Here is a 24,293-nt window from a genome sequence, read left to right on the forward strand (position 1 = left end):
GCCGCCAGCATGAGGCGCCCGGCGTTTTCCCGGCTGCCGGTGTCGGTGAACCTGCCGTTGCTGTTGCAGGCACTGGTCGCCGTTGAAGACGAGCGCTGGCAGGGGCATTTCAACAGCGCCTATTACAGTGGCGACTGGAGCGGCGTGGCGCTGATTTCGGCGGCCGATGCCTTGACCGAGTTGTCTCCTGGGCGCGGCCAGCCTGTGCCGCGCGCGCCCTGGTCAGCGGATCAGCGTTGGTGCGAAGCGTTGCGTGATTGGCCCCTGGACATCGTCTCGGCCCGGCTGCTTCGGCTCGGGCCAGGTGGGTGCATTCACGAGCATCGCGACTATGACCTTGACGGGGCAGACGCCGACCTGCGCCTGCACATTCCGCTGCTCAGCCCGCCGCAAGTGGATTTCTGGCTGGAGGGGAGCGCATTCCGATGGCCGCGGGTGAGTGCTGGTTTCTCGACTTGTCGCGGCCCCATCGTGTCGATAACCGCAGTGCCGAGTCGAGAATTCATCTGGTGCTCGATTGCCGCCCAGGGCCATGGTTGCAACAGCAGATTTCCGATGGGTTGCCCACCACACCGGCAGTTGGCGGCGGGCCAAGCGATTTCAGCCGTTTTCAGCGGTGTGTGGAAACTGATCCGCAACTCGCCCGAACGTTGCAGAGCCTGCATGACCTGGACGCTTTCATTGAAAGCGCCATCGCACTGGGTGTCGAACAAGGCCTGCATTTCACCGAGGAAGCAATACGGGCGGCGATGCGCAACGGTCGCCGGCAATGGCGTGACCAGTGGAAGGTTTGAACCTGGATGGCTGGCTGCCGATCCGCGTCTGGCGAGAGGCCGGGCAATGGCGGGTCGATTGGTGCTGGTTCGGTGATGCAGCGTTGTCGCAACCGTTCTTCAACGAAGCCGTAGAAGACGCCTTGCGCTTGCCTTTCAACCAAGTGTTCCGTCGCCAGACGCCCTTGAGCGCTCTCAGCCAATGGCAGCAACAGAGCCCGGGCCTGGCACCCAGTGCGTTCATCTTCCATGCCTCCCGCTGCGGTTCGACATTGATCAGCCAGATGCTTGTACAACTGGATGACCACATCGTCGTCTCCGAACCGCCGCCGCTGGACGCTCTGCTGCGCAGTGATCTGCCCCCCGCCGAACGCTGCAGGGCGCTCAAGGGTTTGATGTCGGCCTATGGGCAACGTCGCCGAGGCGTCGAGCAGCGGTTGGTGATCAAGCTCGACGCCTGGAACATCGGTGAACTGCCACTGCTGCGAGAGTGTTTTCCTGAGACGCCTTGGCTGTTCCTGTACCGCGATCCCTTGGAAATCGCCGTCTCCCACCTGCGCCGTCCTGGCATGCACATGGTCCCGGGGATGATTGGCGCGAGCGTGCTGGACGATGGGTTGCCGTTCAGCCACCCGGAGGATTTCATCCCGCGACGGTTGGGGCGGCTGTTGCAGGTGGGGTTGGTGCATTGCCAGGCATTGGCCGGGCTGGCGGTTAACTACAGCGAACTGCCCGGGGCCATGGCGGGCAGGCTGGCGATGTTCTTTGACCTGGATGATGGGCAAGCCCGGCAAGCATTCGCCAGGGTGGAGCACCATGCCAAGCAGCCGATGCAGGTGTTTGCTGGCGACAGCGAGGACAAGCGCCGCGAGGCTTCGCCATTGTTGCGGGAGCGGGTGATGTATTGGGCGCAGGGGTCTTACGAGGCACTCGAGACGCTACGCGGTCGCTCTTGTGGCGAGGGGATTTATCCCCGATGGGCTGCGAAGCAGCCTTAAAATCTGGCCCCGCGGTGTGCCAGGTTGTTTGTTGTCACCAGGCAGGGGCTGCTTCGCAACCCAGCGGGGATAAATCCCCTCGCCACAAAGATAGCCTTGAGTTCATGGTTATCACCCCATCAAGGCTTGTTGGGCGACAACTCCGCCATCCCCTTGAGCAACTCGATCGGCAAAGGAAAGACGATGGTGGAGCTTTTGTCCCCGGCAATCGACCCCAACGTCTGCATGTAGCGCAACTGCATGGCGCCCGGTTGGCGGCCGAGCATTTCGGCGGCCTGCATGAGTTTTTCCGAGGCCTGCAACTCGCCTTCGGCGTGGATCACCTTGGCCCGCCGTTCGCGCTCGGCCTCGGCTTGGCGGGCGATGGCGCGGATCATGGATTCGTTGAGGTCCACGTGCTTGATCTCGACGTTCGCCACTTTGATGCCCCAGGCATCCGTCTGGGCGTCGAGCACTTGCTGGATGTCCCCGTTCAATTGCTCGCGCTCGGCGAGCAATTGGTCCAGGTCATGTTTACCGAGCACCGCGCGCAAAGTGGTCTGGGCCAGTTGGCTGGTGGCCATGAGGAAGTTCTCGACCTGGATGATTGCCTTCTGTGGATCGAGCACACGGAAATACAGCACTGCGTTGACTTTCACCGAGACGTTGTCGCGGGTGATCACGTCTTGTGGCGGCACGTCGAGCACAATGGTGCGCAGATCGACGCGGATCATCTGCTGCACCACCGGAATCAGCAGGATCAGCCCTGGCCCTTTGACCTGCCAGAATCGGCCGAGCTGGAACACCACGGCGCGTTCGTATTCGCGCAGGATCCGGAATGTCGACGCCGCTAGCGCGATCAATAGCAACAACAGCATCGTAAAACCGATTTGCATACCCATCTCAGACTCCTTGTGAATCAGCGGGGGCCACTTCCAGCAGCAAACCCTTGCGGGCGATGACCCGCACCGCCTGCCCAGGTCGCATCGGCGTTGCGCTTGCCACCTGCCAGCGCTCGCCTTCCAGCTGGACCCAGCCATGATGATTGTCCGCCTGCAACGCGGTCACCGCCGTGACGTTGCCCACTAGCGCGGCGTCGCCGCTGACGGGCTGGCGTGGTCGGGTTTTCAGCGCGCGGACCAACAGGACAATCAGCAGCAACGCGCTGATCAGGCCCAGGCCGATCATCAGGGGAACCGGCACATCGGTGTTGGTCAGGATCACTGCGCCAATGACACACAGGACGATGCCGCCCAGCCCCGCGACGCCATAATTGGGCAGGGCGGCTTCGAAGATCAGCAGGCCCACGCCAAAGGCGATCAGCCAGAAACCCATGGGATCGACGGCTGGCAGCGCGAGGCCATCGGCGCCGAACGCAGGCCCGCTGATAGCCAGCAGCGCCACCGCCAACCAGTGAATGTTCACAGGATCCTCCGCAACGTGCATTCGTCGGGATGTTATCCAAAGTCTAGTCGAGCAGAAGGTTGATTGAATTTTGATCAGTCTGACGGTCATCAAGGGGCTAGACTGCGGGAATGTCCCAGCCCTCTTTTTATGTCCAGGAGTCTTGCATGGAATCCCCGATCCACAGCCTTCCCGCGCTGTTCAAACAGTTGGGCCTGCTGGATGACGCCGTCGGCATCGACCAATTCATCGCCACCCATTCCCCCCTCAAGCCCGAACTGCATCTGGCGGATGCGTTTTTCTGGAGCGCCGCCCAGCAGCAATTACTGCGCGAAGAAATTCTCGAGGACGCTGACTGGGCGGAAGTGGTGGACCAGTTGAATGTGTTATTGAGGAAAGGGCGCGGCGAGTGATGCGCGATATACCCTGTGGGAGCGAGCTTGCTCGCGATAGTGGCTTGTCAGTCAACAATGATGCGACGGCCAAATAGCTATCGCGAGCAAGCACGCTCTCACATAAAGACAATCTCTTATTCTTTATGGGTATTAATAAATAGCTTCTTATTCCTTAAACAATATAACTCTCCTCCCTATACTCGTCCGGGAACAGACACGCAGGAGAGCAAGCCATGCGCAACGAATCGATTCGCTACCTGATTGTGCCAGGCTGGCAAGGATCGCCGGAAAATCATTGGCAAACCCACTGGCAGAACAGCCTGCCCAATAGCGCGCGGGTCGAGCAGGCCGACTGGTTGACGCCCCGGCGTGAAGACTGGGTCGCGGCGCTGGCCGAAGCCATTGCTGCCGACAGCACGCCGGTCATTCTCATTGCCCATAGCCTGGGCTGCATCACGGTTGCCCATTGGGCCGCCACTGCGCCGGTACAGTTTCTGCGCCAGGTGCGCGGGGCGCTGCTGGTGGCGCCGGCGGATGTGGAACGGCCGGCCTGCGCCCCGGCACTGCGTAACTTTGCACCGATTCCCACTGACCTGTTGCCGTTCCCCAGCCAAGTCGTCAGTTCGGACAACGACGCTGCGGTGAGCGCTCCACGTGCCTTGGAGTTGGCGCGCAATTGGGGCGCCGAGGCCGGAATTCTGGCCGGGGCGGGGCATATCAATGTGAAGTCCGGCCACCAGCGCTGGGAGCAGGGGTTCGCTTATCTCTATCGTCTGCAAAATCGCATGGAGCATCACGCCCTGCGTCGCGCCTGAATTTTAACGTCCTCCCGTCTCCCGACGGTTTGGGACGGGAGTCTGCCATGAGCTTGCATGAAACCTTCGGTCAGCCGTTGCTGACCTTTCCCGATGCGGAAAAAAGTCCCCTGAGCATTCGCGCCAAGGCGCTGGTGTTCGTCGACCCGCGTTCGCGACAGTTGCGCCAGGAGTTGGAGCAGCTGGCGCCGCGCTCGGTCTCGGTGCTGATACGCGGCGAAACCGGCACCGGCAAGGAATTGCTGGCCCGCCACATCCATCGCGAGAGCAATCGCGGTGGATTGTTCGTGTCGGTCAACTGCGGCGCTATCAGCCCGACCTATGCCGACGCCGAATTGTTCGGTTATGCCGCCGGCAGCCATAGCGGTTCAGCCAGCAGCCGCGCCGGTTGGTTCGGCTCGGCCAATGGCGGCACGCTGTACCTGGATGAGATCGGGGACCTGCCGCTGCCGATCCAGATTAAATTGCTGGCGGCCCTGGAAAACCATGAGGTCACCCGCGTCGGCGCCCACCAGCCCAGCCCCGTGGACGTGCGACTGGTCGCGGCTACCAGCATCGATCTGGCGCAAGCGGTGGCGGCGGGTAAATTTCACGAGCGGCTTTATCATTACCTCAGTGAAGGTCGTCTTGAGTTACCGGCCCTGCGAGAGCGAGTGGGCGATATCCTGTCCCTGGCCGAGTACTTCCTGGGCATCTACACCCAGCGCCTTGGCCTGACGGTGCCGCAGATCAGCGAAGCGGCGCAACAGGCCCTTGAACGGCACAGTTGGCCGGGCAATACCCGCGAGCTGGAAAACATCATTCACTTTGCGTTGTTGGTGAGCACTGGCGACGAGATTTTACCCGAGCATCTGAATTTGCCGCTCCAGTCTTCAGTGCCGGAGCTGATCGAGCAGCAAGTGGCGCGGGTCATTGCAGGCGGATCGGAAGGTGAGCGTGCCGCACTCAAGGCACTGCTCAGTCGATTGGGCTCAACGCTGTAAGTGTGGCTGAACTTCTATTGTGGCGAAGGAGTGGTTAGCTATATGAGAAAAATGAATAAGAACTTGAATAAAAGATATTGTTAAGGCATAAAAAATATCGGTATTGTCCGCATCACGCCAGCGATAGCACTTCGCTGGCACTCCCACATTTGGCCGTCGTCCATGACGACAGTGATTTTCCATAAGGACACTGCATGAAAAAGGTTCTGTTGTTCACCGCATTGGCGGCAGCCCTGACCTCGGGCCTGGCCCAGGCCGCAGAAAAACTGGTGGTGGCGGCCACCCCGGTGCCGCACGCCGAGATCCTCGAGTTGATCAAGCCGGCCCTGGCCAAGGAAGGCGTGGACCTGCAAATCAAGGTCTTCACCGACTACGTCCAACCCAACGTACAGGTTGATCAGAAGCGTCTGGACGCCAACTACTTCCAGACCCTGCCCTACCTCAAGAGCTTCAACGAAGGCAAAGGCACCCATCTGGTGACCGTGATCGGCGTCCATGTCGAACCGTTCGGTGGCTACTCGAAGAAAGTCAAAAGCCTGGCCGAGCTCAAAGACGGCGCCACCATTGCCATCCCTAACGAAGGCAGCAACAGCGGTCGCGCCCTGATCCTGCTGCAAAAGGCTGGCCTGATCGAGCTCAAGGACCCGAAAAACGCCCTGGCCACGCCGAAAGACATCGCCAAGAACCCGAAGAACTTCAAGTTCAAGGAACTGGAATCGGCCATGCTGCCGCGCGTGCTGGATCAGGTCGACCTGGACATGATCAACACCAACTACGCCCTGGAAGCAGGTCTCAATCCGGCCAAGGATGCGTTGGTGATCGAAGGTTCGGATTCGCCTTACGTGAACTTCCTGGTGGCCCGTCCGGACAACAAGGACAGCCCGGCCATGCAGAAATTGGCCAAGGCCCTGACCAGCCCGGAAGTGAAGGCCTTCATCGAGAAGAAATACAGCGGCGCGGTACTGCCGGCGTTCTGATCGAACGGTACAGGTTTGAAGTGACAACGCCGACGGCTTGGCCAGCGTCGGCGTTTTTTTGTGCCGACGCCTAAGCCCCGGTGCTCACCGGACGGTGCCGCTGACAGGCTTGTTTTTTAACGCACGGCGCAGGGCTGCAAGCAGTTTGAGGAGGTCTTGTGGATCGAGGTATTGCGGGGCTTTCACGTCAGCCATTTTTATCTTCCTTGTGATGGGGCCGTGGAGTCTGGCCATAAGCTGCGGTTCCGGGGAGAGGTCCGTCGAAAAAAAGACCCTTCCTACAGCGCATGGAAAAATAGCCTTCTTACACAGCCCCTGCAAATACCGTCGATCAATCCGGCCAGTTCCAGGCCGGCGTATCCAGCATTCCCTGGCCCACTATGCCGGTCTGGCCCAGATCTTTTTCCAGAAGGATGCAATTGCAGTCGTCGTCCTGTTGCAAGGCGGCGATCAACCGCGTGGCGTGGGACACCACCCAGACCTGGCAATTGACTGATGCCCGGATGATCAACCGCGCCAAGGCCGGCAGCAGATCCGGGTGCAGGCTGGTTTCCGGTTCGTTGAGCACCATCAACGAGGGGGGACGTGGGGTGAGCAGGGCCGCCACCAGCAACAGATAGCGCAGGGTTCCGTCCGACAGTTCGGCGGCGGACAGTGGGCGCAGCAGGCCTTGCTGGTAAAACTCGATGGCGAAGCGTCCGCCTTGCAGTGCCTCGATGCGCAATCGGGCGCCTGGAAATGCGTCGCCAATGGCCGCGTGAAAGGCTTCAGCGTCGCCGATTTCAAGGATGGTTTGCAGGGCGGCGGCCAGGTCGCGCCCGTCGTGGTGCAGCACTGGCGTGCGAGTGCCCAGTTGCGGTTGGCGCACTGGGGCGTCGGCGTCGCTGCGAAAATGGTCGTAGAAGCGCCAGCGACGAATGAACTCGCGCATCTGTAGCACCTCTGGCGAAGTGCGCAGGCTGCCAACCTGGTCGAACAGGCTGTCGAAGCTGGGTGTGTGCTGTGCCAATACATCCCAGGAGCGGCCTTCGCGGGCACGGATCATCGCCCCGTTGCGGTCCACCAGCAGGCTGGAGGGCCGAAAGATCGGGCCGGCCCAGATGCATTCGCGCTTGATTTGCGGGTCCAGTGAAAAGGCTGACCGGCTGGGCTCCGGCAGGCCGAGGGCAATCGAATAGCTGAAATCTTCACCGGCAAACCCCAGGCGTAGGCGTTTGCTGCCCTGACGCACGAGACCCTGGACAGGTACCTCGCCGTTGCGCATACGCCGGCTGATTTCTTCCGGCCCGGCCCAGAAGGTCGAGTCCAGTCCGCCTTCGCGGGCCAGGGCGTTGACCACGCCGCCCTGTGCCGTCTCCGCCAACAGGCGCAGGGCACGGTACAGATTGGACTTGCCGCTGCCATTGGGGCCGGTGATCAGGTTCAGCCGACCCAGGGGAATCACCAGTTTGTTGATGGAGCGGTAATTGGCTACCGCGAGGGTCTTAAGCATGTGGGATTTCCTGCCGCCTGGATCGGTAGTTTGCCTGATTCGCCGGCGCACTTGATTCTTGGCGATCCAGTGCTTGGCGTTGAACCCTGTTCTAAGCTCACAGTCGTATCGTCACTGGCACGTCCGTACAACACAAGGAGTCTGCATGGCGGGTCCCCGAATCAAACTTGTCGTTGGCCTGAGCCTGTGCGCGTTGCTGGCGGGATGCGGTGATAAAAAGCCCGAGGAAAAAGCCTTTCCACGGGTGTTCGTGCAGCAAGCCATGCCCTCCGAGTACGCGGCATCGGTGACGCTGACCGGCGATGTCCAGGCGCGGGTGCAGGCCGATCTGTCGTTTCGCGTGGGCGGCAAGATCATCGAACGCAAGGTGGATGTCGGTGACCGAGTCTCGGCCAGGCAAGTGCTGGCCCGGCTCGATCCTCGGGACTTGCAGACCAACGTCGACTCCGCCGAAGCCCAGGTGGCCGCCGAACAGGCGCGGGTCAAGCAAAGTGCGGCGGCCTTCCTGCGCCAGCAAAAACTCTTGCCCAAGGGCTACACCAGCCAGAGTGAGTACGATGCGGCCCAGGCACAGCTACGCAGCAGCCAGAGCGCACTGAGCGCTGCCCAGGCTCAATTGGCCAATGCCCGCGAACAACTGAGCTACACCGCCCTGGTCGCCGAGGCGCCAGGTATTATCACGGCGCGCAAGGCTGAGGTTGGCCAGGTGGTGCAGGCCACGGAGCCGATCTTCAACCTGGCCCGGGACGGTGAGCGCGACGCGGTGTTCAACATCTATGAGTCGCTGTTGCGTGAACCGCCATCGGACCCGACGATTGTCATCAGCCTGTTGGACAACCCGGCCATCAAGACCACTGGTACGGTGCGCGAGATCACCCCGGCGGTGTCCGCCGAGACGGGCACCGTGCAGGTCAAGGTCACCCTCGACGATTTGCCCGAAGGGATGCGCCTGGGCTCGGTGGTCAGTGCCACGGCCAAGTCCGCAGGCAAAATGGCTGTGGAGCTGCCCTGGTCGGCGCTGACCAAAAATCTCAGCGACCCGGCCGTGTGGCTGGTGGACGGCGAGGGCAAGGCGCAGTTGCATAACGTGACCGTTGGCCGATACCTGACGGGCAAGGTCATCATCAGCGACGGGCTCAAGGGCGGCGAGAAAGTCGTCACGGCCGGTGGGCAATTGCTGCATCCCGGCGTGCGCGTCGAGATCGCCGACAATACCTCGACGCCTCCACCGGCGGGAGCTCAGCCATGAAGCGTCTGTGGATGGTGTCGGCCGGTTTGCTGCTGGCGGCCTGCTCGAAGGAAGAAGCGCCGCCTGAGCCGGTGCGTCCGGTGTTATCCATTGAGGTCCAGGCACTCGACCAACAAGCCCTCGGGCGGTTCGCCGGGAACATCCAGGCTCGTTACGAGAGCAACGTGGGTTTCCGCGTGCCAGGGCGGATTTCCAGTCGCAACGTCGATGTCGGCGCCGAAGTGAAGAAGGGCGACTTGCTCGCCACCCTCGATCCTACCGATCAACAGAACCAGTTGCGCGCGGCCCAGGGCGATCTGGCGCGGATCGAGGCGCAGTACATCAATGCCCAGGCCAATGCCCGTCGCCAGCAGCAATTGTTTGACCGTGGCGTCGGTGCCCAGGCACAACTGGACATCGCCCAGACAGACCTGAAAACCACCGGCGCGTCCCTCGAACAGGCCCGGGCCTCGGTGGAGCAGGCCCGCGACCAGCTCACTTACAGCGAACTGCGCGCCGACCACGATGCGGTCGTCTCGGCCTGGAGTGCCGAAGCCGGGCAGGTGGTCACCGCCGGCCAGCAAGTGGTGACCCTGGCCCGTCCCGACATCAAGGAAGCGGTAATCGACCTGCCGGCCGGCCTGGCCGAGCGTTTGCCCGCGGACGTGGTGTTCGAAGTCGCCGCGCAACTGGACCCGGCGATCCACACCACCGCCACCGTGCGCGAGATCGAGCCCCAGGCCCAGAGCGCTACCCGTACGCGCCGTGCGCGTTTGACACTGACCGATACCCCGCCAGGTTTGCGCCTGGGCACAGCCATCGGCGTGACCCTCAGCTCGACCATCGAGCCGCGCATCGAGCTGCCCCTCAGTACGCTGCAAGAGGTCGACGGCAAGGTGCGGATCTGGCTCATCGATCCGCAAACCCAGACCGTCTCCCCCCGCGACGTGCGGATTCTCGAGCGCTCGGCCGACTCGGTGCTGGTGGCCAACGGCGTCAAGGCCGGTGACCGCGTGGTCAGCGCCGGCGTGAACAGCCTCAAGCCGGGGCAGAAAGTGAAACTCGACGAGGATGCACGATGAAAGGGCCTTTCAACTTATCCGAGTGGGCCCTGCGGCATCAGTCGTTCGTGTGGTACCTGATGTTCGTCGCCCTGTTGATGGGGGTGTTTTCGTACATGAACCTGGGGCGGGAAGAAGACCCCTCGTTCACCATCAAGACCATGATTATCCAGACCCGCTGGCCGGGCGCGACCCAGGAAGAAACCCTCAAGCAGGTGACCGATCGCATCGAGAAAAAACTCGAAGAGCTCGACTCCCTCGACTACGTCAAAAGCTATACCCGACCGGGGAATCGACGGTGTTCGTGTACCTGCGCGATACCACCGGGGCCAAGGAAATCCCCGAGATCTGGTACCAGGTGCGCAAGAAGATCGACGACATTCGCGGCGACTTCCCCCAAGGCCTGCAAGGGCCCGGGTTCAACGACGAGTTCGGTGATGTGTACGGTTCGGTGTATGCCTTCACGGGCGACGGCCTGTCGATGCGCCAGTTACGCGACTACGTCGAACAGGTGCGTGCCGAGATCCGCGAGGTACCCGGCCTGGGCAAGGTCGAGATGCTGGGCGAGCAGGATGAAGTGCTGTACCTGAACTTCTCCACCCGCAAGCTCGCCGCATTGGGTATCGACCAGCGCCAGGTGGTGCAGAGCCTGCAATCGCAGAATGCCGTGACCCCGGCCGGGGTCATCGACGCCGGGCCCGAGCGGATTTCCGTGCGCACGTCGGGGCAATTCCAATCGGAAAAGGACCTGGCCAACGTCAACCTTCGACTCAACGACCGGTTCTATCGGCTGGCCGACATCGCGGATATCCGCCGCGGTTACGCCGATCCCGCCACGCCGATGTTCCGCTTCAACGGCACGCCCGCCATTGGCCTTGCCATCGCCATGAAGAAGGGCGGCAACATCCAGGAGTTCGGCAAGGCGCTGCATGCGCGCATGAGCGAACTGACCACCGACCTGCCGGTGGGCGTCGATGTGCACACCGTGTCGGACCAGGCCGAAGTGGTGGAAGAGGCAGTCGGTGGCTTCACCAGCGCCTTGTTCGAGGCGGTGATCATCGTGCTGGTGGTCAGCTTCATCAGCCTTGGCGTACGGGCCGGGCTGGTGGTGGCCTGCTCGATTCCGCTGGTGCTGGCGATGGTCTTTTTGTTCATGGAGTACAGCGGCATCACCATGCAGCGGATCTCCCTCGGCGCGTTGATCATCGCCCTCGGTTTGCTGGTGGACGACGCGATGATCACCGTGGAGATGATGGTCACGCGCCTGGAAAAAGGCGAAACCAAGGAACAGGCCGCGACCTTCGCCTATACCTCGACGGCGTTCCCGATGCTCACCGGGACCCTGGTGACCGTGGCCGGTTTCGTGCCGATCGGCCTGAATGCCAGCTCCGCCGGTGAGTACACCTTTACCCTGTTCGCGGTGATCGCGGTGGCGATGCTGGTGTCGTGGATCGTCGCGGTGCTGTTCGCCCCGGTGATTGGCGTGCACATCCTCAGCACCAACGTGAAGCCCCACAGCGCCGAGCCGGGACGTATCGGCCGGGCCTTCAACGGCGGCCTGCTGTGGGCAATGCGCAATCGCTGGTGGGCCATCGGCATCACGATATTGCTGTTTGTGCTGGCGCTGTTTTGCATGCGCTTTGTGCAAAACCAGTTTTTTCCATCGTCGGACCGACCGGAAATCCTGGTGGACCTCAACCTGCCGCAGAACGCCTCGATGGATGAGACCCGCAAGGCTGTCGACCGCCTGGAGGCAACCCTCAAGGGCGACCCGGACATCGAGCGCTGGAGCACCTACATCGGCGAAGGCGCGATTCGTTTCTACCTGCCGCTGGACCAGCAACTGCAGAACCCGTACTACGCGCAACTGGTGATCGTCAGCAAGGGACTGGAGTCGCGCACGGCCCTCACCGAACGCCTGCAAAAGCGTCTGCGCGAGGATTTCGTCGGCATTGGCAGCTACGTGCAAGCCCTGGAAATGGGCCCGCCGGTCGGCCGGCCGATCCAATACCGGGTCAGCGGCAAGGACGTCGACCAGGTGCGCAAGCACGCCATCGAACTGGCCACCGAGCTGGACAAGAACTCGCACATCGGCGAAATCATTTACGACTGGAACGAGCCGGGCAAGGTCCTGCGCATCGACATCGCCCAAGACAAAGCGCGGCAATTGGGCTTGTCTTCCGAGGACGTGGCGAGGTTGATGAACAGCATCGTCAGCGGTTCGCCCGTGACCCAGGTCAACGACGATATTTACCTGATCGATGTGGTCGGTCGTGCTGAAGATGCCGAGCGCGGTTCGCCGGAAACCCTGCAGAACCTGCAGATCGTCACGCCGAGCGGTACCTCGATTCCGCTGCTGGCGTTCGCCACGGTGCGCTATGAATTGGAGCAGCCGCTGGTATGGCGTCGCGATCGCAAGCCGACCATCACCATCAAGGCCGCCGTGCGCGATGAAATCCAGCCCACGGACCTGGTGAAGCAACTGCAGCCGCAGATCGACAAGTTCGCCGCTGGCCTGCCGGTGGGCTACAAGGTCGCTACCGGCGGTACGGTGGAGGAGAGCAGCAAGGCCCAGGGGCCTATCGCCAGCGTGGTGCCGCTGATGCTGTTCTTGATGGCGACCTTCCTGATGATCCAGTTGCACAGCGTGCAGAAACTGTTCCTGGTGGCCAGCGTCGCGCCCCTCGGGCTGATCGGCGTGGTGCTGGCGCTGGTGCCGACGGGCACGCCCATGGGCTTCGTGGCGATCCTTGGGATTCTCGCGTTGATCGGCATCATCATCCGCAACTCGGTGATCCTGGTAACCCAGATCGATGAATATGAACGGGACGGCTACGAGCCTTGGGATGCGGTTGTCGAAGCCACCCAACACCGGCGCCGCCCGATCCTGCTCACCGCGGCGGCGGCGAGCCTGGGGATGATCCCGATTGCGCGGGAAGTGTTCTGGGGGCCGATGGCCTACGCGATGATCGGCGGAATCATCATCGCCACCCTGCTGACGCTGCTATTCCTCCCGGCGTTGTATGTGGCCTGGTACAAGATCCGAGAGCCCAAGCGTGATTGAAACCTGGGCAAATCTTTTGGTGAGGGGAGTTAACCTGTGGCGAGGGGATTTATCCCCGTTGGGCTGCTCAGCAGCCCCCTCAGAGGACAACCCCCATTAACCTGACATACCGTGTTGGCTGTTTTTGGGGGCTGCTGCGCAGCCCAGCGGGGATAAATCCCCTCGCCACAAAGTGTAATTGCTGGGCCACAAAATCAGCGCCAGCGCTCTTTATTTACGCAACAACCGCAACCCATTGAACACCACCAACAAACTCACCCCCATGTCGGCAAACACCGCCATCCACATGGTCGCGAACCCGGCAAAGGTCACCCCAAGGAAGATCACCTTGATCACCAGCGCCAGGGCGATGTTCTGTTTCAGGACGGCCGAGGTCTGCCGAGACAGGCGAATAAATGCCGGAATCTTGCGCAGATCATCGTCCATCAAGGCGACATCGGCGGTTTCAATGGCCGTGTCGGTCCCGGCCGCCGCCATGGCGAAGCCGATTTCCGAGCGAGCCAGGGCCGGGGCATCGTTGATACCGTCGCCCACCATGCCGACGCGGTGCCCCTGGGCGTACAGCGCTTCGATGGCTTGCAGCTTGTCTTCCGGCAGCAGGTCGCCCCGGGCCTGATCCATGCCCACTTGCGTGGCAATGGCTTCGGCGGTGTGGGCGTTGTCACCGGTCAGCATCAGGGTCTTGATCCCCAGCTCATGCAGTTGCCGGATGGCTTCGCGGCTGGAATCCTTCACGGTGTCCGCCACCGCGAACAGGGCCAGCGGCCCTGTGTTGTCGAGCAGCAGCACCACGGACTTGCCTTGTTTTTCCAGGGCGAAAAGTTTCTCTTCCAGCTCGGCAGAGCACAGGCCCAGGTCCTCCACCAGGCGGTGATTGCCCAAGTGATAGGTCTGGCCGTTGATGTCGCCGCGTACTCCGCGTCCCGGGAGCGCTGCAAAGTTATCCACAACCTGCGCCGCCTGTTGCTTATCCACAGCGGCATTGGCGATCGCGCGGGACACCGGGTGATCAGAGCGGGCAGCGAGGCTGGCGGCCAGGCCTGGAGCGGTCGATTCCATGGTCGGATCCAGCACCACGTAATCGGTTTGCACGGGCTTGCCGTGGGTGATCGTGCCGGTCTTGTCCAGGGCCAGGTAGTCGAGCTTGTAGCCGCCCTCCAGGTAGACACCGCCCTTGACCAGGATGCCTTTGCGCGCCGCTGCGGCGAGGCCGCTGACGATGGTCACCGGGGTGGAAATCACCAGTGCGCAAGGGCAGGCCACCACCAGCAGCACCAGCGCCCGGTAGATCCAGTCGAACCACGCCGCGCCCATGAACAGCGGCGGGATGACGGCCACGGCCAGGGCCAGGACAAACACCGCCGGGGTGTAGATTTTCGAGAACTGATCGACGAAGCGCTGGGTCGGCGCGCGGGCGCCCTGGGCTTGCTCCACGGCGTGGATGATCCGCGCCAGGGTGGAATGGTCGGCCGCCGCAGTCACGGTGTATTCCAGTTCGCCGGCCTGGTTGATGGTGCCGGCGAACACCTTGTCGCCGACGGTTTTTTCTACCGGCAGGCTTTCGCCGGTGATCGGTGCCTGGTCAATGGTCGAACGACCAGCGACCACGTCTCCGTCCAGGCCCACGCGTTCGCCCGGACGCACCCGCACCCGCGCACCGAGGGCAATGGCCTTGACCGGCTGCTCCAGCCAGGTGCCATCGGCCTGTTGCACGGTGGCCTGTTCCGGGGTCATCTGCATCAGGCCGCTGATGGCGTTGCGTGCCCGGTCCAGGGACTTGGCTTCGATCAATTCGGCCACGGTGAACAGGAACATCACCATCGCCGCTTCCGGCCATTGGCCGATCAGCACGGCGCCGGTCACGGCGATGCTCATCAGGGCGTTGATGTTCAGGTTGCGGTTCTTCAGGGCGATCCAACCCTTCTTGTACGTGCCCAGGCCACCGCTGAGGATCGACACCAGTGCCACCAAGGCGACCACCCAGTTGGGCGCGGCATTGGTGAAGTGGATCACTTCGGCGCCCAGGGCGGTGACCCCGGACAGCGCCAACGGCCACCAAGGCTTGGCCGCGACCGGCGCGGTGTGGGTGGGTTTGTCCTGGCCCGGCGTCAGCGGCTCGGCCTGCATGCCCAGGGATTGAATCGCCTCGATGATCGGCGCATCACTGGGCAGATCATGGGTCACGCCGAGCACGCGGTTGATCAGGTTGAATTCCAACTGCTGCACGCCCTTGAGCTTGCCGAGTTTATTCTGGATCAGGGTCTGCTCGGTGGGGCAGTCCATGGCCTCGATTCGAAAACTACTCAGCCGCCCGCCGTCCGTCGGGACTTTGCTGAGGTTGACCACCGACGGTGCGGCTTTCGAAGCGCAGCAAGAGTGCCCGTGGGCATGGCCATGGTCGGGCTTGTGGGTGTGAATGGAGTCGCTCATCGGGTTACGTCCGTGAAAGGTGCCTGTTGCACAGTAAAGACCCTGTAGCCACTATAGGGTCAAGCACCTATTTGGGAGGCAATGCCATGAAGATCGGAGAACTGGCCAGGATCACTGACTGTCAGGTCGAAACCATCCGCTATTACGAGCGTGAAGGCTTGCTGCCGGAACCGGCCCGCAGCGACGGCAATTACCGGGTCTACACCCAGGCCCATGCCGAACGGCTGACGTTCATCCGCAACTGCCGCACCCTGGACATGACCCTGGAGGAAATCCGCAGCCTCCTCGCCCTGCGCGACAGCCCCCAGGACCAGTGTGAAAACGTCAATGCGTTGATCGACGAACACATCCACCACGTCAAGGCCCGCATCGATGGCCTACTGGCCTTGCAAACACAGCTGATCGACCTGCGCCATCGTTGCGGTGAAGGACCGGACCTGGAGCAATGCGGGATTTTGCAGCGGTTGGAGGTGAGCGGTGCGGTGGCGCCGGAGGTGGAGCATTCACATGTGGGGCGCAGTCATGGGCATTGAGTGCCCATGCCACTGATCTTGACCCATGGAGATCCAATGTGGGAGCGAGCTTGCTCGCGATAGCGGCTCAGCAGTCAATCTGTATGTTGAATGTAAGGGCCTCATCGCGAGCAAGCTCGCTCCCACAGGGGATTGTGGTGTGGCTTAGACCGCCATCGGCGCGGTCATCGGTGCGTGGTGCTGGTAGCCTTCGAGGGAGAAGTCGCTGGGTTCGACCAACTCCAGCCACTCCGGCTGGTACACTCCAGTCTTGGCAAACTCTGGCACGCGCTCGGAAATCACCAGTTTCGGCATCGGGAACGGCTCGCGGGTGAGCTGTTCGTTGAGCATGTCCAGGTGGTTTTCGTAGACGTGGGCGTCACCGATGAAATAGGTGAACCAACGCGGCGTGTAGCCGGTCAGGCGGCCGATCAGGCTCAGCAGGGCGGCGCCTTCGGTGAGGTTGAACGGCGTGCCCAGGCCCAGGTCGTTGGAGCGGATGTAGAGGGTCAGGGAAATTTCCCGGGTCTCGACATTCGGGTGGAACTGGTAGAGCAAATGGCACGGCGGCAGGGCCATTTCATCGAGCTGGGCGCAGTTCCAGCCGTGGAACAGAATGCGCCGGCTGCCCGGATCCTTGATGATGGTGTCGACGCACTGGCGAACCTGGTCGATGGCCTTGTACAGCACCACGTAGGCCTGGCCGTTTTCTTCACCTTCGGCAATTTGCCGATAGCCCTGGGCCAATGTCTGCTCGATGGCCGCCGGGTTGCTCAGGGGAATCTGTTTATAGGCCGGCCACTTGCGCCACTGCACGCCGTAGATCTCGCCCAGGTCGTCTTCGCCCTGGCGGAACGGATTGGCCAGCCACTGGGCATTTTCGTTGGCGTTCTGGTCCCAGACCTTGCAGCCCAGGGCACGGAATTCGGCGGCGTTGTTGACCCCGCGCAGAAAGCCGCACATCTCGCCAATGGCCGATTTGAACGCCATTTTACGGGTGGTGATGGCCGGGAAGCCGTCCTTCAGGTCATAGCGCAGCATGGCGCCGGGGAAACTGATGGTGTTCACACCGGTGCGGTTGGCTTGCTTGGTGCCGTTCTTGATGACGTGGGCCACCAGATCGAGATATTGCTTCATGGGTTACCTGTGTCCTTGAACCCGAGGCCAGCGCCTCGGGGTTCGAATTTTTAAACCTTGGCCGCCGCAGCCGGCGCACGATGATAAGCCAGCCAGATCAACGCCAGGCCACCGACGATCATCGGCAGGCACAACACCTGGCCCATGGTCAGCCAATTCCACGCCAGATAACCGAGCTGGGCGTCCGGCACGCGGACGAATTCAACGATGAAGCGGAAGATCCCGTAGAACAGCGCGAACATGCCCGATACCGCCATGGTCGGCCGCGGCTTGCGCGAGAACAGCCAGAGGATCAGGAACAGGGCCACGCCTTCAAGGGCGAACTGGTACAGCTGCGACGGGTGGCGTGGTAACTGCGCCGGGTCGCTGAACGGCGGGAAGATCATCGCCCACGGCACGTCAGTCGGCTTGCCCCACAATTCGGCATTGATGAAGTTGCCGATGCGCCCGGCGCCCAGGCCGATCGGCACCATTGGCGCGACGAAATCCATCAGCTCGAAAAACGACTTGTTGTTGCGCTTGCCGAACCACAACGCCGCCAGCATCACGCCGATGAACCCGCCGTGGAACGACATGCCGCCCTTCCAGACCTCGAAGATCAGTGTCGGGTTGGCCAGGTAGGCGTTCAGGTCATAGAACAGCACATAGCCCAGGCGCCCGCCGACGATCACGCCCATGGACAGCCAGAACACCAGGTCCGAGAGCTTTTCCTTGTTCCAGGTCGGGTCGAAGCGGTTGAGCCGGCGCGACGCCAGCAGCCAGGCGCCGCCGATGCCGATCAGGTACATCAGGCCGTACCAGTGGATTTTCAGCGGGCCGATGGCCAGGGCCACCGGATCGATCTGCGGGTAAGGCAGCATTGATATTCCTCGTAAACGTCAAAAATACCCGGGCGACGCTGTCACCTCGGGATTAAGCCAGGATTGCGTCAGAACAGAAAACTCAAGCCGACGCAGAACAGCAAAGCGGCGAACAGCCGTTTGAGCAAGCGTGGCGACAGGCGATGGGCCAGCCGCGCACCGAAACGGGCAAACACCATGCTGGTCAGGGCGATGCCCAGCAACGCCGGCAAATACACAAAACCGAGACTATGGGCCGGTAGCAGCGGATCGTGCCAGCCCAGAATCATGAAACTTAAAGCGCTGACCACGGCGATGGGCAGTCCGCAGGCCGATGACGTCGCGACCGCTTGCTGCATCGGCACGCTGCGCCAGGTCAGGAACGGCACGGTCAGCGAACCGCCGCCGATGCCGAAAATCGCCGAGGCCCAGCCGATCACGCTGCCGGCCACAGTCAGCCCGGCCTTGCCCGGTACGGTGCGGCTGGCCTTGGGCTTGAAATCCAGGGCCAGTTGCGCGGCGACGATCAGGGCGAACACGCCGATGATCCTTTGCAGGTGCGGGCCGGAAATCGCTTCGGCGGTGAGCGCGCCGAAACCGGCACCGATCAGGATCCCGACGGTCATCCAGGCGAAGATCGGCCAGCGCACCGCGCCCTTGCGCTGATGCTCGCGCACGGCGTTGACCGAGGTGAAGATGATCGATGCCAGGGACGTGCCGACGGCCAGGTGCGTCAACACCTGCGGGTCGAAACCCTGGAGGGTGAAACTGAACACCAGCACCGGGACGATGATGATCCCGCCACCCACGCCGAACAGCCCGGCCAGCACGCCGGCACAGGCGCCGAGCAGCAGATAGAGCAAAAATTCCACCAGCGTCTCCCCAGCCATCCGCGAAACAAGAGCGGCATGGTACCGGATCCTGGGTGCCGGGCTCCACTGAAGGCGATGGATGTGCGGGCGATGGATGGGTAGAGTGATCTATAGCTGACTCGTAGCGGAACCTCTGTGGCGAGGGGATTTATCCCCGTTGGGCTGCGAAGCAGCCCTGAAAACCCGGCATCTCGGTGCGCCAGGTTGGTTGAGTTAGCCGTTCTGGGGCTACTTCGCAGCCCAGCGGGGATAAATCCCCTCGCCACAAAAGCGGAGTGTTCGGTTCATTTTTTAACAGGACGACCTGATGTGCCTGATCATATTTGCCTGGCGACCTGGGCATGCCCAGCCGCTGATCGTGGCGGCCAACCGCGACGAGTTCTACGCGCGCCCGACCCTGCCCCTGGCCCAGTGGCCTGACGCGCCCCATGTCTATGCCGGCCGTGACCTCGAGGCTGGCGGCACCTGGCTGGGCGTGGGTGCCGACGGTCGCTTTGCGGCCCTGACGAACATCCGCGATCCGGGCCAGCTCCCGGCGTTCAAGTCGCGAGGCGAGCTGGTGGCGCGCTTTCTGAGCGGGAACCTGACCATTGCCGAGTACTTGAGCGAAGTGGTTCCTCGGGCTGGCGAGTTTGGCGGGTTCAATCTGCTGCTCGGCGATGGCGCCGAGCTTTGGCATTTCAACGCTCGTGATACCCAGCCACAGCGGTTGGCCGAAGGGATCTATGGTTTGTCGAACGCCGGGCTGAATACGCCATGGCCCAAGGTGCTCAAGGCCCGGGCGGCGCTGGGCGAAGCGCTGGGCGATCCGCAGCCTCAGGCCTTGTTGGCCCTGCTGAACGACCCGCAACCCGCCCCGGTGGCTGAGCTGCCGGATACCGGCGTGGGGCTGGCGACCGAGATGTTGTTATCGAGTGTGTTCATTGCCAGCCCCGCCTATGGGACGCGGGCGAGTACGGCGCTGATTGTCCATGCCGATGGGACGCGGCATATGGTCGAGCGCAGTTTCGGGCCCCATGGGGGGCATTTGGGGGAGGTGGAGGTCAGGGTTTAGTTTTGCTGTGTCACTGCTGGCCTCATCGCGAGCAAGCTCGCTTCCCCAGTAGATTTTGTGAACAACTGAGATCCACTGTGGGAGCGAGCTTGCTCGCGATAGGGGCGCCGCAGGATCAGAGCGTCTTGTTCGACGCCGGATTGATCATCCGCGCCAAGCCAAGGTTCTTCAGCGCCAGTTGCAAGGAGCTGTGGATCACCTGCGGATTGTCGATGGTCATCACTTCCGCCAGCAATTCCTGGGCCTTGCTGAGGTTGATCTGGCGCAGCATCCACTTCACTTTCGGCAGGTTGGTGGCGTTCATCGACAGGCTGTCAAAGCCCATTGCCATCAGCAGTACCGCGGCCGCCGGATCACCGGCCATTTCGCCGCAGATACTCACCGGCTTGCCTTCGGCATGGGCGTCACGCACCACGTTCTGCAAGGCTTGCAGCACGGCCGGGTGCAGGTAGTCGTACAGATCGGCCACCCGTGGGTTGTTGCGGTCCACGGCCAACAGGTACTGGGTCAAGTCGTTGGAACCCACCGACAGGAAGTCCACCTGCCGCGCCAGTTCCTTGGTCTGGTACACCGCTGCCGGAATCTCGATCATCACGCCAACTGGCGGCATCGGCACGTCGGTGCCTTCGTCGCGCACTTCGCCCCAGGCCCGGTGGATCAGGTGCAAGGCTTCTTCCAGCTCATGGGTGCCGGAGATCATCGGCAGCAGGATGCGCAGGTTGTTCAGGCCTTCGCTGGCCTTGAGCATGGCGCGGGCCTGGACCAGGAAGATTTCCGGATGGTCGAGGGTCACGCGAATCCCGCGCCAGCCGAGGAACGGGTTGTCTTCCTTGATCGGGAAGTAGGACAGGGACTTGTCGCCGCCGATATCCAGGCTACGCATGGTCACCGGTTGCGGGTGGAACGCGGCCAGTTGTTCGCGGTAGATCGCCAACTGTTCCTTTTCGCTGGGGAAGCGCTGGTTGATCATGAACGGCACTTCGGTGCGGTACAGGCCCACACCCTCGGCGCCACGCTTCTGCGCCCGGGCCACGTCGGCCAGCAGGCCGGTGTTGACCCACAGCGGCATGCGGTGCCCGTCGAGGGTCACGCAAGGCAAGTCCCGCAGCGCATCCAGGCCCAGGGACAGTTGCTTTTCTTCCTCCACCACATCGGCAAACTGCTTGCGCAGCACGTCGCTGGGGTTGGTGTAGACCTCGCCGTGGTAGCCATCGACGATCATCTGGATGCCGTCGACCTTGGAGTACGGCAGGTCCACCAGGCCCATCACCGTCGGGATACCCATGGCCCGGGCCAGGATCGCCACGTGGGAGTTGCCCGAACCCAGTACCGAGACCAACCCCGCCAGCTTGCCTTCGGGCACTTCGCCGAGCATGGCCGGCGTCAGTTCTTCACTGACCAGGATGGTGTTGTCCGGGTAGACCAGGGTCTGCTGGCGCTCCTGCTGCAAGTAGGCCAGCAAGCGGCGGCCAAGGTCCTTGACGTCGGAGGCGCGCTCGCGCAGGTAGGCGTCGTCCATCAGTTCGAAACGGTTGACGTGGTCGGTCACCACCTGGCGCAACGCGCCCTGGGCCCATTGGCCAGTCTTGATGACCGTGGTCACTTCGCTGCCCAGGGAGGCGTCGTCGAGCATCATCAGGTAGACGTCGAACAGCGCACGCTCTTCCGGGCGCAGCTGCGTCGCCAGTTTGGCCGACAAGGCCCGCATGTCGGCCCGCACGCCTTCGATGGCGGTCTTGAACAGCCCCAGCTCGGCGTTGATGTCGGTGATGGTCTTGTCCGGCACCACGTCGAGGTCGGCGGGTGGCAACATGACCACCGCCGTACCCACCGCCGCCCCTGGCGAACCTGGCACGCCGACGAACTTGGCTTCCTGGATGCCCTTGCCCTGGCGACCCAGGCCGCTGATCGAGCCGGTGGCCTCGGCGTGGGCGATAACGCCGGCCAGCTGCGCGCTCATGGTCACGAGGAAGGCTTCTTCACCCTCGTCGAACTGGCGGCGTTCTTTTTGCTGGATGACCAACACGCCGACGACACGGCGGTGGTGGATGATCGGCGCCCCGAGGAACGAGGCGTAGCGTTCTTCGCCCGTTTCGGCGAAGTAGCGGTAGCGCGGGTGATCCGCGGCGTTTTCGAGGTTCAGGGGTTCTTCGCGCGTGCCGACCAGGCCGACCAGACCTTCATTGGGTGCCATGCTGACCTTGCCGATCGAGCGCTTGTTCAAGCCCTCGGTGGCCATCAGCACGAAACGGTTGGTCTCGGGGTCCAGCAGGTAGACCGAGCAGACCTGGCTGCCCATGGCCTCTTTGACGCGCAATACAATAATCCCCAACGCCGCCTTGAGATCCTTGGCGGAGTTAACTTCCTGGACGATCTTGCGCAGCGTATTGAGCATGGCTCGGGGTCGAACTCCGTCGTCAGTCGCGCGTCAGCAGGCGCGGGGCAAGCTCTTTGAGAGCGCGTCGATACACTTCGCGCTTGAATGTCACCACCTGGCCCAACGGATACCAATAACTGACCCAGCGCCAGCCATCGAATTCCGGTTTACCGGTCAAATCCATCCGCACCCGCTGCTCGTTGGAGATCAGGCGCAGGAGAAACCATTTCTGCTTCTGGCCGATGCACAGCGGTTGGCTGTGCGTGCGGACCAGGCGTTGCGGCAAACGATAGCGCAACCAGCCGCGGGTGCAGGCGAGTATTTCGACATCTTCTCGCTCAAGCCCCACTTCTTCATTCAACTCGCGGTACAAGGCCTCTTCCGGCGTCTCCTGGGGGTTGATCCCGCCCTGGGGAAACTGCCAGGCGTCTTGATTGATACGGCGAGCCCATAGCACCTGCCCTGCATCATTCGTAAGAATGATCCCCACATTGGGGCGGAAACCATCGGGATCGATCACGGCAACAACCTCGCAAACGCATGTCGCCGCATTGTTCCACAAAGGTCGTTAAAGCAGCAACGAACTAACCACACACGCTACCTACCTTATGTGCACTCTTGTGAAAAGTCCGTATTCTGGACACCTTTCTTCAGAATTTTCAGCGAGTAACTGCAATGCGGCTGGCTTTATTCGACTTGGACAACACGTTGCTGGGCGGCGACAGCGACCACGCGTGGGGCGATTACCTGTGTGAGCGCGGTTTCCTCGACGCCGTTACGTACAAGGCGCGCAACGACGAGTTCTACCAGGATTACCTGGCCGGCAAGCTGGATAATGCCGAGTACCTGAATTTTTGCCTGGAAATCCTCGGCCGTACCGAAATGGACGTGCTGGCACAGTGGCATCTCGACTACATGCGCGATTGCATCGAGCCGATCGTGTTGCCTCAGGCCATCGAGCTGCTGAAAAAACACCGTGACGCCGGTGACAAGCTGGTGATCATCACCGCCACCAACCGCTTCGTCACCGGGCCGATTGCCGAGCGCCTGGGCGTCGAGACCCTGATCGCCACCGAATGCGAAATGATCGACGGTCGCTACAGCGGGCGCAGTACGGATGTCCCGTGCTTTCGCGAGGGCAAGGTGACCCGGCTGAACCGTTGGCTGGAAGAAACCGGGCATTCGTTGGAGGGCAGCTACTTTTACAGCGATTCGATGAATGATCTGGCGCTGCTGGAAGTGGTGACGCATCCGGTGGCGGTGGATCCGGATCCGAACCTTCGGGCCGAGGCCGAGAAGCGGGGTTGGCCGGTGATCAGTCTGCGCGGCTGAAATCGCTTTCGCGAGCAAGCCCGCTCCCACAGGATCTGCGTGTGACGCAAATGTCGCAGGCACTGCAGAACCTATGTGGGAGCGGGCTTGCTCGCGAAAGGAGCGACTCGGTCCCAGACTTTAAACCGGCTTGGCCCCCATCAACCCCGCTATGGCGATAAAGCAGACAACGCTGAACAGCGCCAGGGCCAAGGTGAATTTGCCACTGCCCGCCGCCGGCAGCTTGCGCAGTCTGTTCAGTCGCACCACCAGCCAGAACCCCGCCAGCGCCGCCAAGGTGTAGAGCACACTGGAAGCCAGCAACCAGGTCTGCCCCAATGGCCAGCCGACCTGATGCACCATCCACCATCCGCTGAACGGCAGGCTCGCCACCGCAAGGCCCATCACCAGCCAGACAAACAACCGAGGGCGTTGCAGCGTGCGTGCGGCCGCCGTGGCATCGCCATTGCGGCGCGTCCGCCAGACCCAGATGGCCAGCCCCAGGGCGCCCACCAATAGCAATACAGTGGCTACAGCGTGAGCGATCTTCAGCGCGGTCAACGTTTCCATCGTTAGATTTCCTTAAGTCTTG

The 24,293-nt window shown here is 62.2% G+C and carries 20 protein-coding genes and 2 pseudogenes; 12 read left to right on the forward strand and 10 right to left on the reverse strand.

All coding sequences use genetic code 11. The annotated features are described in order from the left end of the window. The first annotated feature begins 9 nt into the window (after nucleotides 1–9). Both LOY70_RS01065 and LOY70_RS01070 read left to right on the forward strand, forming a co-directional pair. Nucleotides 10–794 (forward strand): annotated as a pseudogene (locus LOY70_RS01065) (aspartyl/asparaginyl beta-hydroxylase domain-containing protein). Beyond that, nucleotides 782–1,771 (forward strand): sulfotransferase family protein, encoded by a 990-nt coding sequence (locus tag LOY70_RS01070; protein ID WP_265032548.1) that lies wholly within the window; start codon nucleotides 782–784, stop codon nucleotides 1,769–1,771. The pseudogene LOY70_RS01065 and the gene LOY70_RS01070 overlap by 13 nt, the downstream one beginning before the upstream one ends. A 119-nt stretch (nucleotides 1,772–1,890) precedes the next feature. Here the strand turns inward: LOY70_RS01070 and LOY70_RS01075 are convergent, their stop codons facing one another. Further along, complete coding sequence (locus LOY70_RS01075; RefSeq protein WP_123414828.1) at nucleotides 1,891–2,652, reverse strand: slipin family protein; 762 nt, start codon at nucleotides 2,650–2,652, stop codon at nucleotides 1,891–1,893. A 1-nt stretch (nucleotide 2,653) separates the two neighbouring features. Further along, on the reverse strand, nucleotides 2,654–3,175 hold the full coding sequence (locus LOY70_RS01080) for an NfeD family protein (RefSeq protein WP_265032549.1): 522 nt from the start codon (nucleotides 3,173–3,175) through the stop codon (nucleotides 2,654–2,656). A gap of 146 nt (nucleotides 3,176–3,321) precedes the next feature. Between LOY70_RS01080 and LOY70_RS01085 the strand changes: the two genes are divergently transcribed. From LOY70_RS01085 to LOY70_RS01100, 4 genes are all read left to right on the forward strand, one after another. Then, nucleotides 3,322–3,567, forward strand: a complete 246-nt coding sequence (locus tag LOY70_RS01085; RefSeq protein ID WP_265032550.1) for a DUF2789 domain-containing protein — start codon at nucleotides 3,322–3,324, stop codon at nucleotides 3,565–3,567. 215 nt (nucleotides 3,568–3,782) lie between these two features. After that, nucleotides 3,783–4,364: an alpha/beta hydrolase gene (locus tag LOY70_RS01090; RefSeq protein ID WP_109751875.1), complete on the forward strand. Its 582-nt coding sequence runs from the start codon at nucleotides 3,783–3,785 to the stop codon at nucleotides 4,362–4,364. Nucleotides 4,365–4,411: 47 nt separating this feature from the next. Then, nucleotides 4,412–5,347 carry a sigma 54-interacting transcriptional regulator gene (locus LOY70_RS01095; protein ID WP_265032551.1) on the forward strand — a complete coding sequence of 312 codons (936 nt, stop codon included), beginning with the start codon at nucleotides 4,412–4,414 and terminating at the stop codon, nucleotides 5,345–5,347. Between the two features lie 194 nt (nucleotides 5,348–5,541). After that, nucleotides 5,542–6,324, forward strand: a complete 783-nt coding sequence (locus LOY70_RS01100) for a MetQ/NlpA family ABC transporter substrate-binding protein (protein WP_123344725.1) — start codon at nucleotides 5,542–5,544, stop codon at nucleotides 6,322–6,324. A 331-nt stretch (nucleotides 6,325–6,655) separates the two neighbouring features. Here the strand turns inward: LOY70_RS01100 and LOY70_RS01105 are convergent, their stop codons facing one another. Continuing rightward, the gene (locus LOY70_RS01105; RefSeq protein WP_265032553.1) at nucleotides 6,656–7,816 is read right to left on the reverse strand and encodes an AAA family ATPase; all 1,161 of its coding nucleotides are present in this window, start codon (nucleotides 7,814–7,816) and stop codon (nucleotides 6,656–6,658) included. Between the two features lie 145 nt (nucleotides 7,817–7,961). Here LOY70_RS01105 and LOY70_RS01110 point away from each other — a divergent pair, with 145 nt between their 5' ends. From LOY70_RS01110 to LOY70_RS01120, 3 genes and pseudogenes are all read left to right on the forward strand, one after another. Then, on the forward strand, nucleotides 7,962–9,065 hold the full coding sequence (locus tag LOY70_RS01110; RefSeq protein WP_265032555.1) for an efflux RND transporter periplasmic adaptor subunit: 1,104 nt from the start codon (nucleotides 7,962–7,964) through the stop codon (nucleotides 9,063–9,065). Then, entirely contained in the window at nucleotides 9,062–10,126 is a 1,065-nt protein-coding gene (locus LOY70_RS01115; protein ID WP_265032557.1) for an efflux RND transporter periplasmic adaptor subunit, read from the forward strand. The genes LOY70_RS01110 and LOY70_RS01115 overlap by 4 nt, the downstream gene beginning before the upstream one ends. Further along, a pseudogene (locus tag LOY70_RS01120) lies at nucleotides 10,123–13,169 on the forward strand (efflux RND transporter permease subunit). The gene LOY70_RS01115 and the pseudogene LOY70_RS01120 overlap by 4 nt, the downstream one beginning before the upstream one ends. A gap of 210 nt (nucleotides 13,170–13,379) precedes the next feature. Here LOY70_RS01120 and LOY70_RS01125 read toward each other — a convergent pair. After that, nucleotides 13,380–15,599, reverse strand: coding sequence for a heavy metal translocating P-type ATPase (locus LOY70_RS01125; protein WP_265032558.1), 2,220 nt, complete (start codon nucleotides 15,597–15,599; stop codon nucleotides 13,380–13,382). Nucleotides 15,600–15,685: 86 nt separating this feature from the next. Here LOY70_RS01125 and cadR point away from each other — a divergent pair, with 86 nt between their 5' ends. Further along, complete coding sequence (cadR, locus tag LOY70_RS01130) at nucleotides 15,686–16,132, forward strand: Cd(II)/Pb(II)-responsive transcriptional regulator (RefSeq protein WP_265032560.1); 447 nt, start codon at nucleotides 15,686–15,688, stop codon at nucleotides 16,130–16,132. Between the two features lie 144 nt (nucleotides 16,133–16,276). Here the strand turns inward: cadR and LOY70_RS01135 are convergent, their stop codons facing one another. The 3 genes from LOY70_RS01135 to LOY70_RS01145 form a co-directional block, all read right to left on the reverse strand. Further along, nucleotides 16,277–17,248 carry a thymidylate synthase gene (locus LOY70_RS01135; RefSeq protein ID WP_003196624.1) on the reverse strand — a complete coding sequence of 324 codons (972 nt, stop codon included), beginning with the start codon at nucleotides 17,246–17,248 and terminating at the stop codon, nucleotides 16,277–16,279. A 50-nt stretch (nucleotides 17,249–17,298) separates the two neighbouring features. Beyond that, nucleotides 17,299–18,108 (reverse strand): prolipoprotein diacylglyceryl transferase, encoded by an 810-nt coding sequence (gene lgt / locus LOY70_RS01140; protein ID WP_265032566.1) that lies wholly within the window; start codon nucleotides 18,106–18,108, stop codon nucleotides 17,299–17,301. A 68-nt stretch (nucleotides 18,109–18,176) separates the two neighbouring features. Next, nucleotides 18,177–18,959: a sulfite exporter TauE/SafE family protein gene (locus tag LOY70_RS01145; protein WP_265032568.1), complete on the reverse strand. Its 783-nt coding sequence runs from the start codon at nucleotides 18,957–18,959 to the stop codon at nucleotides 18,177–18,179. 307 nt (nucleotides 18,960–19,266) lie between these two features. On the opposite strand from LOY70_RS01145, the gene LOY70_RS01150 reads away from it, so the two are divergent. Further along, on the forward strand, nucleotides 19,267–20,013 hold the full coding sequence (locus LOY70_RS01150) for an NRDE family protein (protein ID WP_265032570.1): 747 nt from the start codon (nucleotides 19,267–19,269) through the stop codon (nucleotides 20,011–20,013). A 115-nt stretch (nucleotides 20,014–20,128) separates the two neighbouring features. Here LOY70_RS01150 and ptsP read toward each other — a convergent pair whose 3' ends face one another. Further along, entirely contained in the window at nucleotides 20,129–22,408 is a 2,280-nt protein-coding gene (gene ptsP, locus LOY70_RS01155) for a phosphoenolpyruvate--protein phosphotransferase (RefSeq protein WP_053180992.1), read from the reverse strand. A gap of 22 nt (nucleotides 22,409–22,430) precedes the next feature. Next, on the reverse strand, nucleotides 22,431–22,910 hold the full coding sequence (locus LOY70_RS01160) for an RNA pyrophosphohydrolase (RefSeq protein ID WP_003186867.1): 480 nt from the start codon (nucleotides 22,908–22,910) through the stop codon (nucleotides 22,431–22,433). 155 nt (nucleotides 22,911–23,065) lie between these two features. Here LOY70_RS01160 and LOY70_RS01165 point away from each other — a divergent pair, with 155 nt between their 5' ends. Then, a complete protein-coding gene (locus LOY70_RS01165) occupies nucleotides 23,066–23,722 on the forward strand; it encodes an HAD family hydrolase (RefSeq protein ID WP_265032576.1) in 657 nt (218 codons plus the stop codon). 120 nt (nucleotides 23,723–23,842) lie between these two features. On the opposite strand, the gene LOY70_RS01170 is transcribed toward LOY70_RS01165, so the two are convergent. Continuing rightward, nucleotides 23,843–24,271 (reverse strand): DUF2269 domain-containing protein, encoded by a 429-nt coding sequence (locus LOY70_RS01170; RefSeq protein ID WP_265032578.1) that lies wholly within the window; start codon nucleotides 24,269–24,271, stop codon nucleotides 23,843–23,845. Nucleotides 24,272–24,293: the final 22 nt, after the last annotated feature.

Source organism: Pseudomonas sp. B21-054, from assembly GCF_026016345.1.
In the GTDB taxonomy this organism is placed as follows: domain Bacteria; phylum Pseudomonadota; class Gammaproteobacteria; order Pseudomonadales; family Pseudomonadaceae; genus Aquipseudomonas.

Bases quoted from the DNA above. Each gene is read 5' to 3' on its own strand.
- LOY70_RS01075 (WP_123414828.1), bottom strand. From the start codon at position 2,652: ATGGGTATGCAAATCGGTTTTACGATGCTGTTGTTGCTATTGATCGCG.
- LOY70_RS01085 (WP_265032550.1), top strand. From the start codon at position 3,322: ATGGAATCCCCGATCCACAGCCTTCCCGCGCTGTTCAAACAGTTGGGC.
- LOY70_RS01090 (WP_109751875.1), top strand. From the start codon at position 3,783: ATGCGCAACGAATCGATTCGCTACCTGATTGTGCCAGGCTGGCAAGGA.
- LOY70_RS01095 (WP_265032551.1), top strand. From the start codon at position 4,412: ATGAGCTTGCATGAAACCTTCGGTCAGCCGTTGCTGACCTTTCCCGAT.
- LOY70_RS01100 (WP_123344725.1), top strand. From the start codon at position 5,542: ATGAAAAAGGTTCTGTTGTTCACCGCATTGGCGGCAGCCCTGACCTCG.
- LOY70_RS01105 (WP_265032553.1), bottom strand. From the start codon at position 7,816: ATGCTTAAGACCCTCGCGGTAGCCAATTACCGCTCCATCAACAAACTG.
- LOY70_RS01110 (WP_265032555.1), top strand. From the start codon at position 7,962: ATGGCGGGTCCCCGAATCAAACTTGTCGTTGGCCTGAGCCTGTGCGCG.
- LOY70_RS01115 (WP_265032557.1), top strand. From the start codon at position 9,062: ATGAAGCGTCTGTGGATGGTGTCGGCCGGTTTGCTGCTGGCGGCCTGC.
- LOY70_RS01125 (WP_265032558.1), bottom strand. From the start codon at position 15,599: ATGAGCGACTCCATTCACACCCACAAGCCCGACCATGGCCATGCCCAC.
- cadR (WP_265032560.1), top strand. From the start codon at position 15,686: ATGAAGATCGGAGAACTGGCCAGGATCACTGACTGTCAGGTCGAAACC.
- LOY70_RS01135 (WP_003196624.1), bottom strand. From the start codon at position 17,248: ATGAAGCAATATCTCGATCTGGTGGCCCACGTCATCAAGAACGGCACC.
- lgt (WP_265032566.1), bottom strand. From the start codon at position 18,108: ATGCTGCCTTACCCGCAGATCGATCCGGTGGCCCTGGCCATCGGCCCG.
- LOY70_RS01150 (WP_265032570.1), top strand. From the start codon at position 19,267: ATGTGCCTGATCATATTTGCCTGGCGACCTGGGCATGCCCAGCCGCTG.
- ptsP (WP_053180992.1), bottom strand. From the start codon at position 22,408: ATGCTCAATACGCTGCGCAAGATCGTCCAGGAAGTTAACTCCGCCAAG.
- LOY70_RS01165 (WP_265032576.1), top strand. From the start codon at position 23,066: ATGCGGCTGGCTTTATTCGACTTGGACAACACGTTGCTGGGCGGCGAC.
- LOY70_RS01170 (WP_265032578.1), bottom strand. From the start codon at position 24,271: ATGGAAACGTTGACCGCGCTGAAGATCGCTCACGCTGTAGCCACTGTA.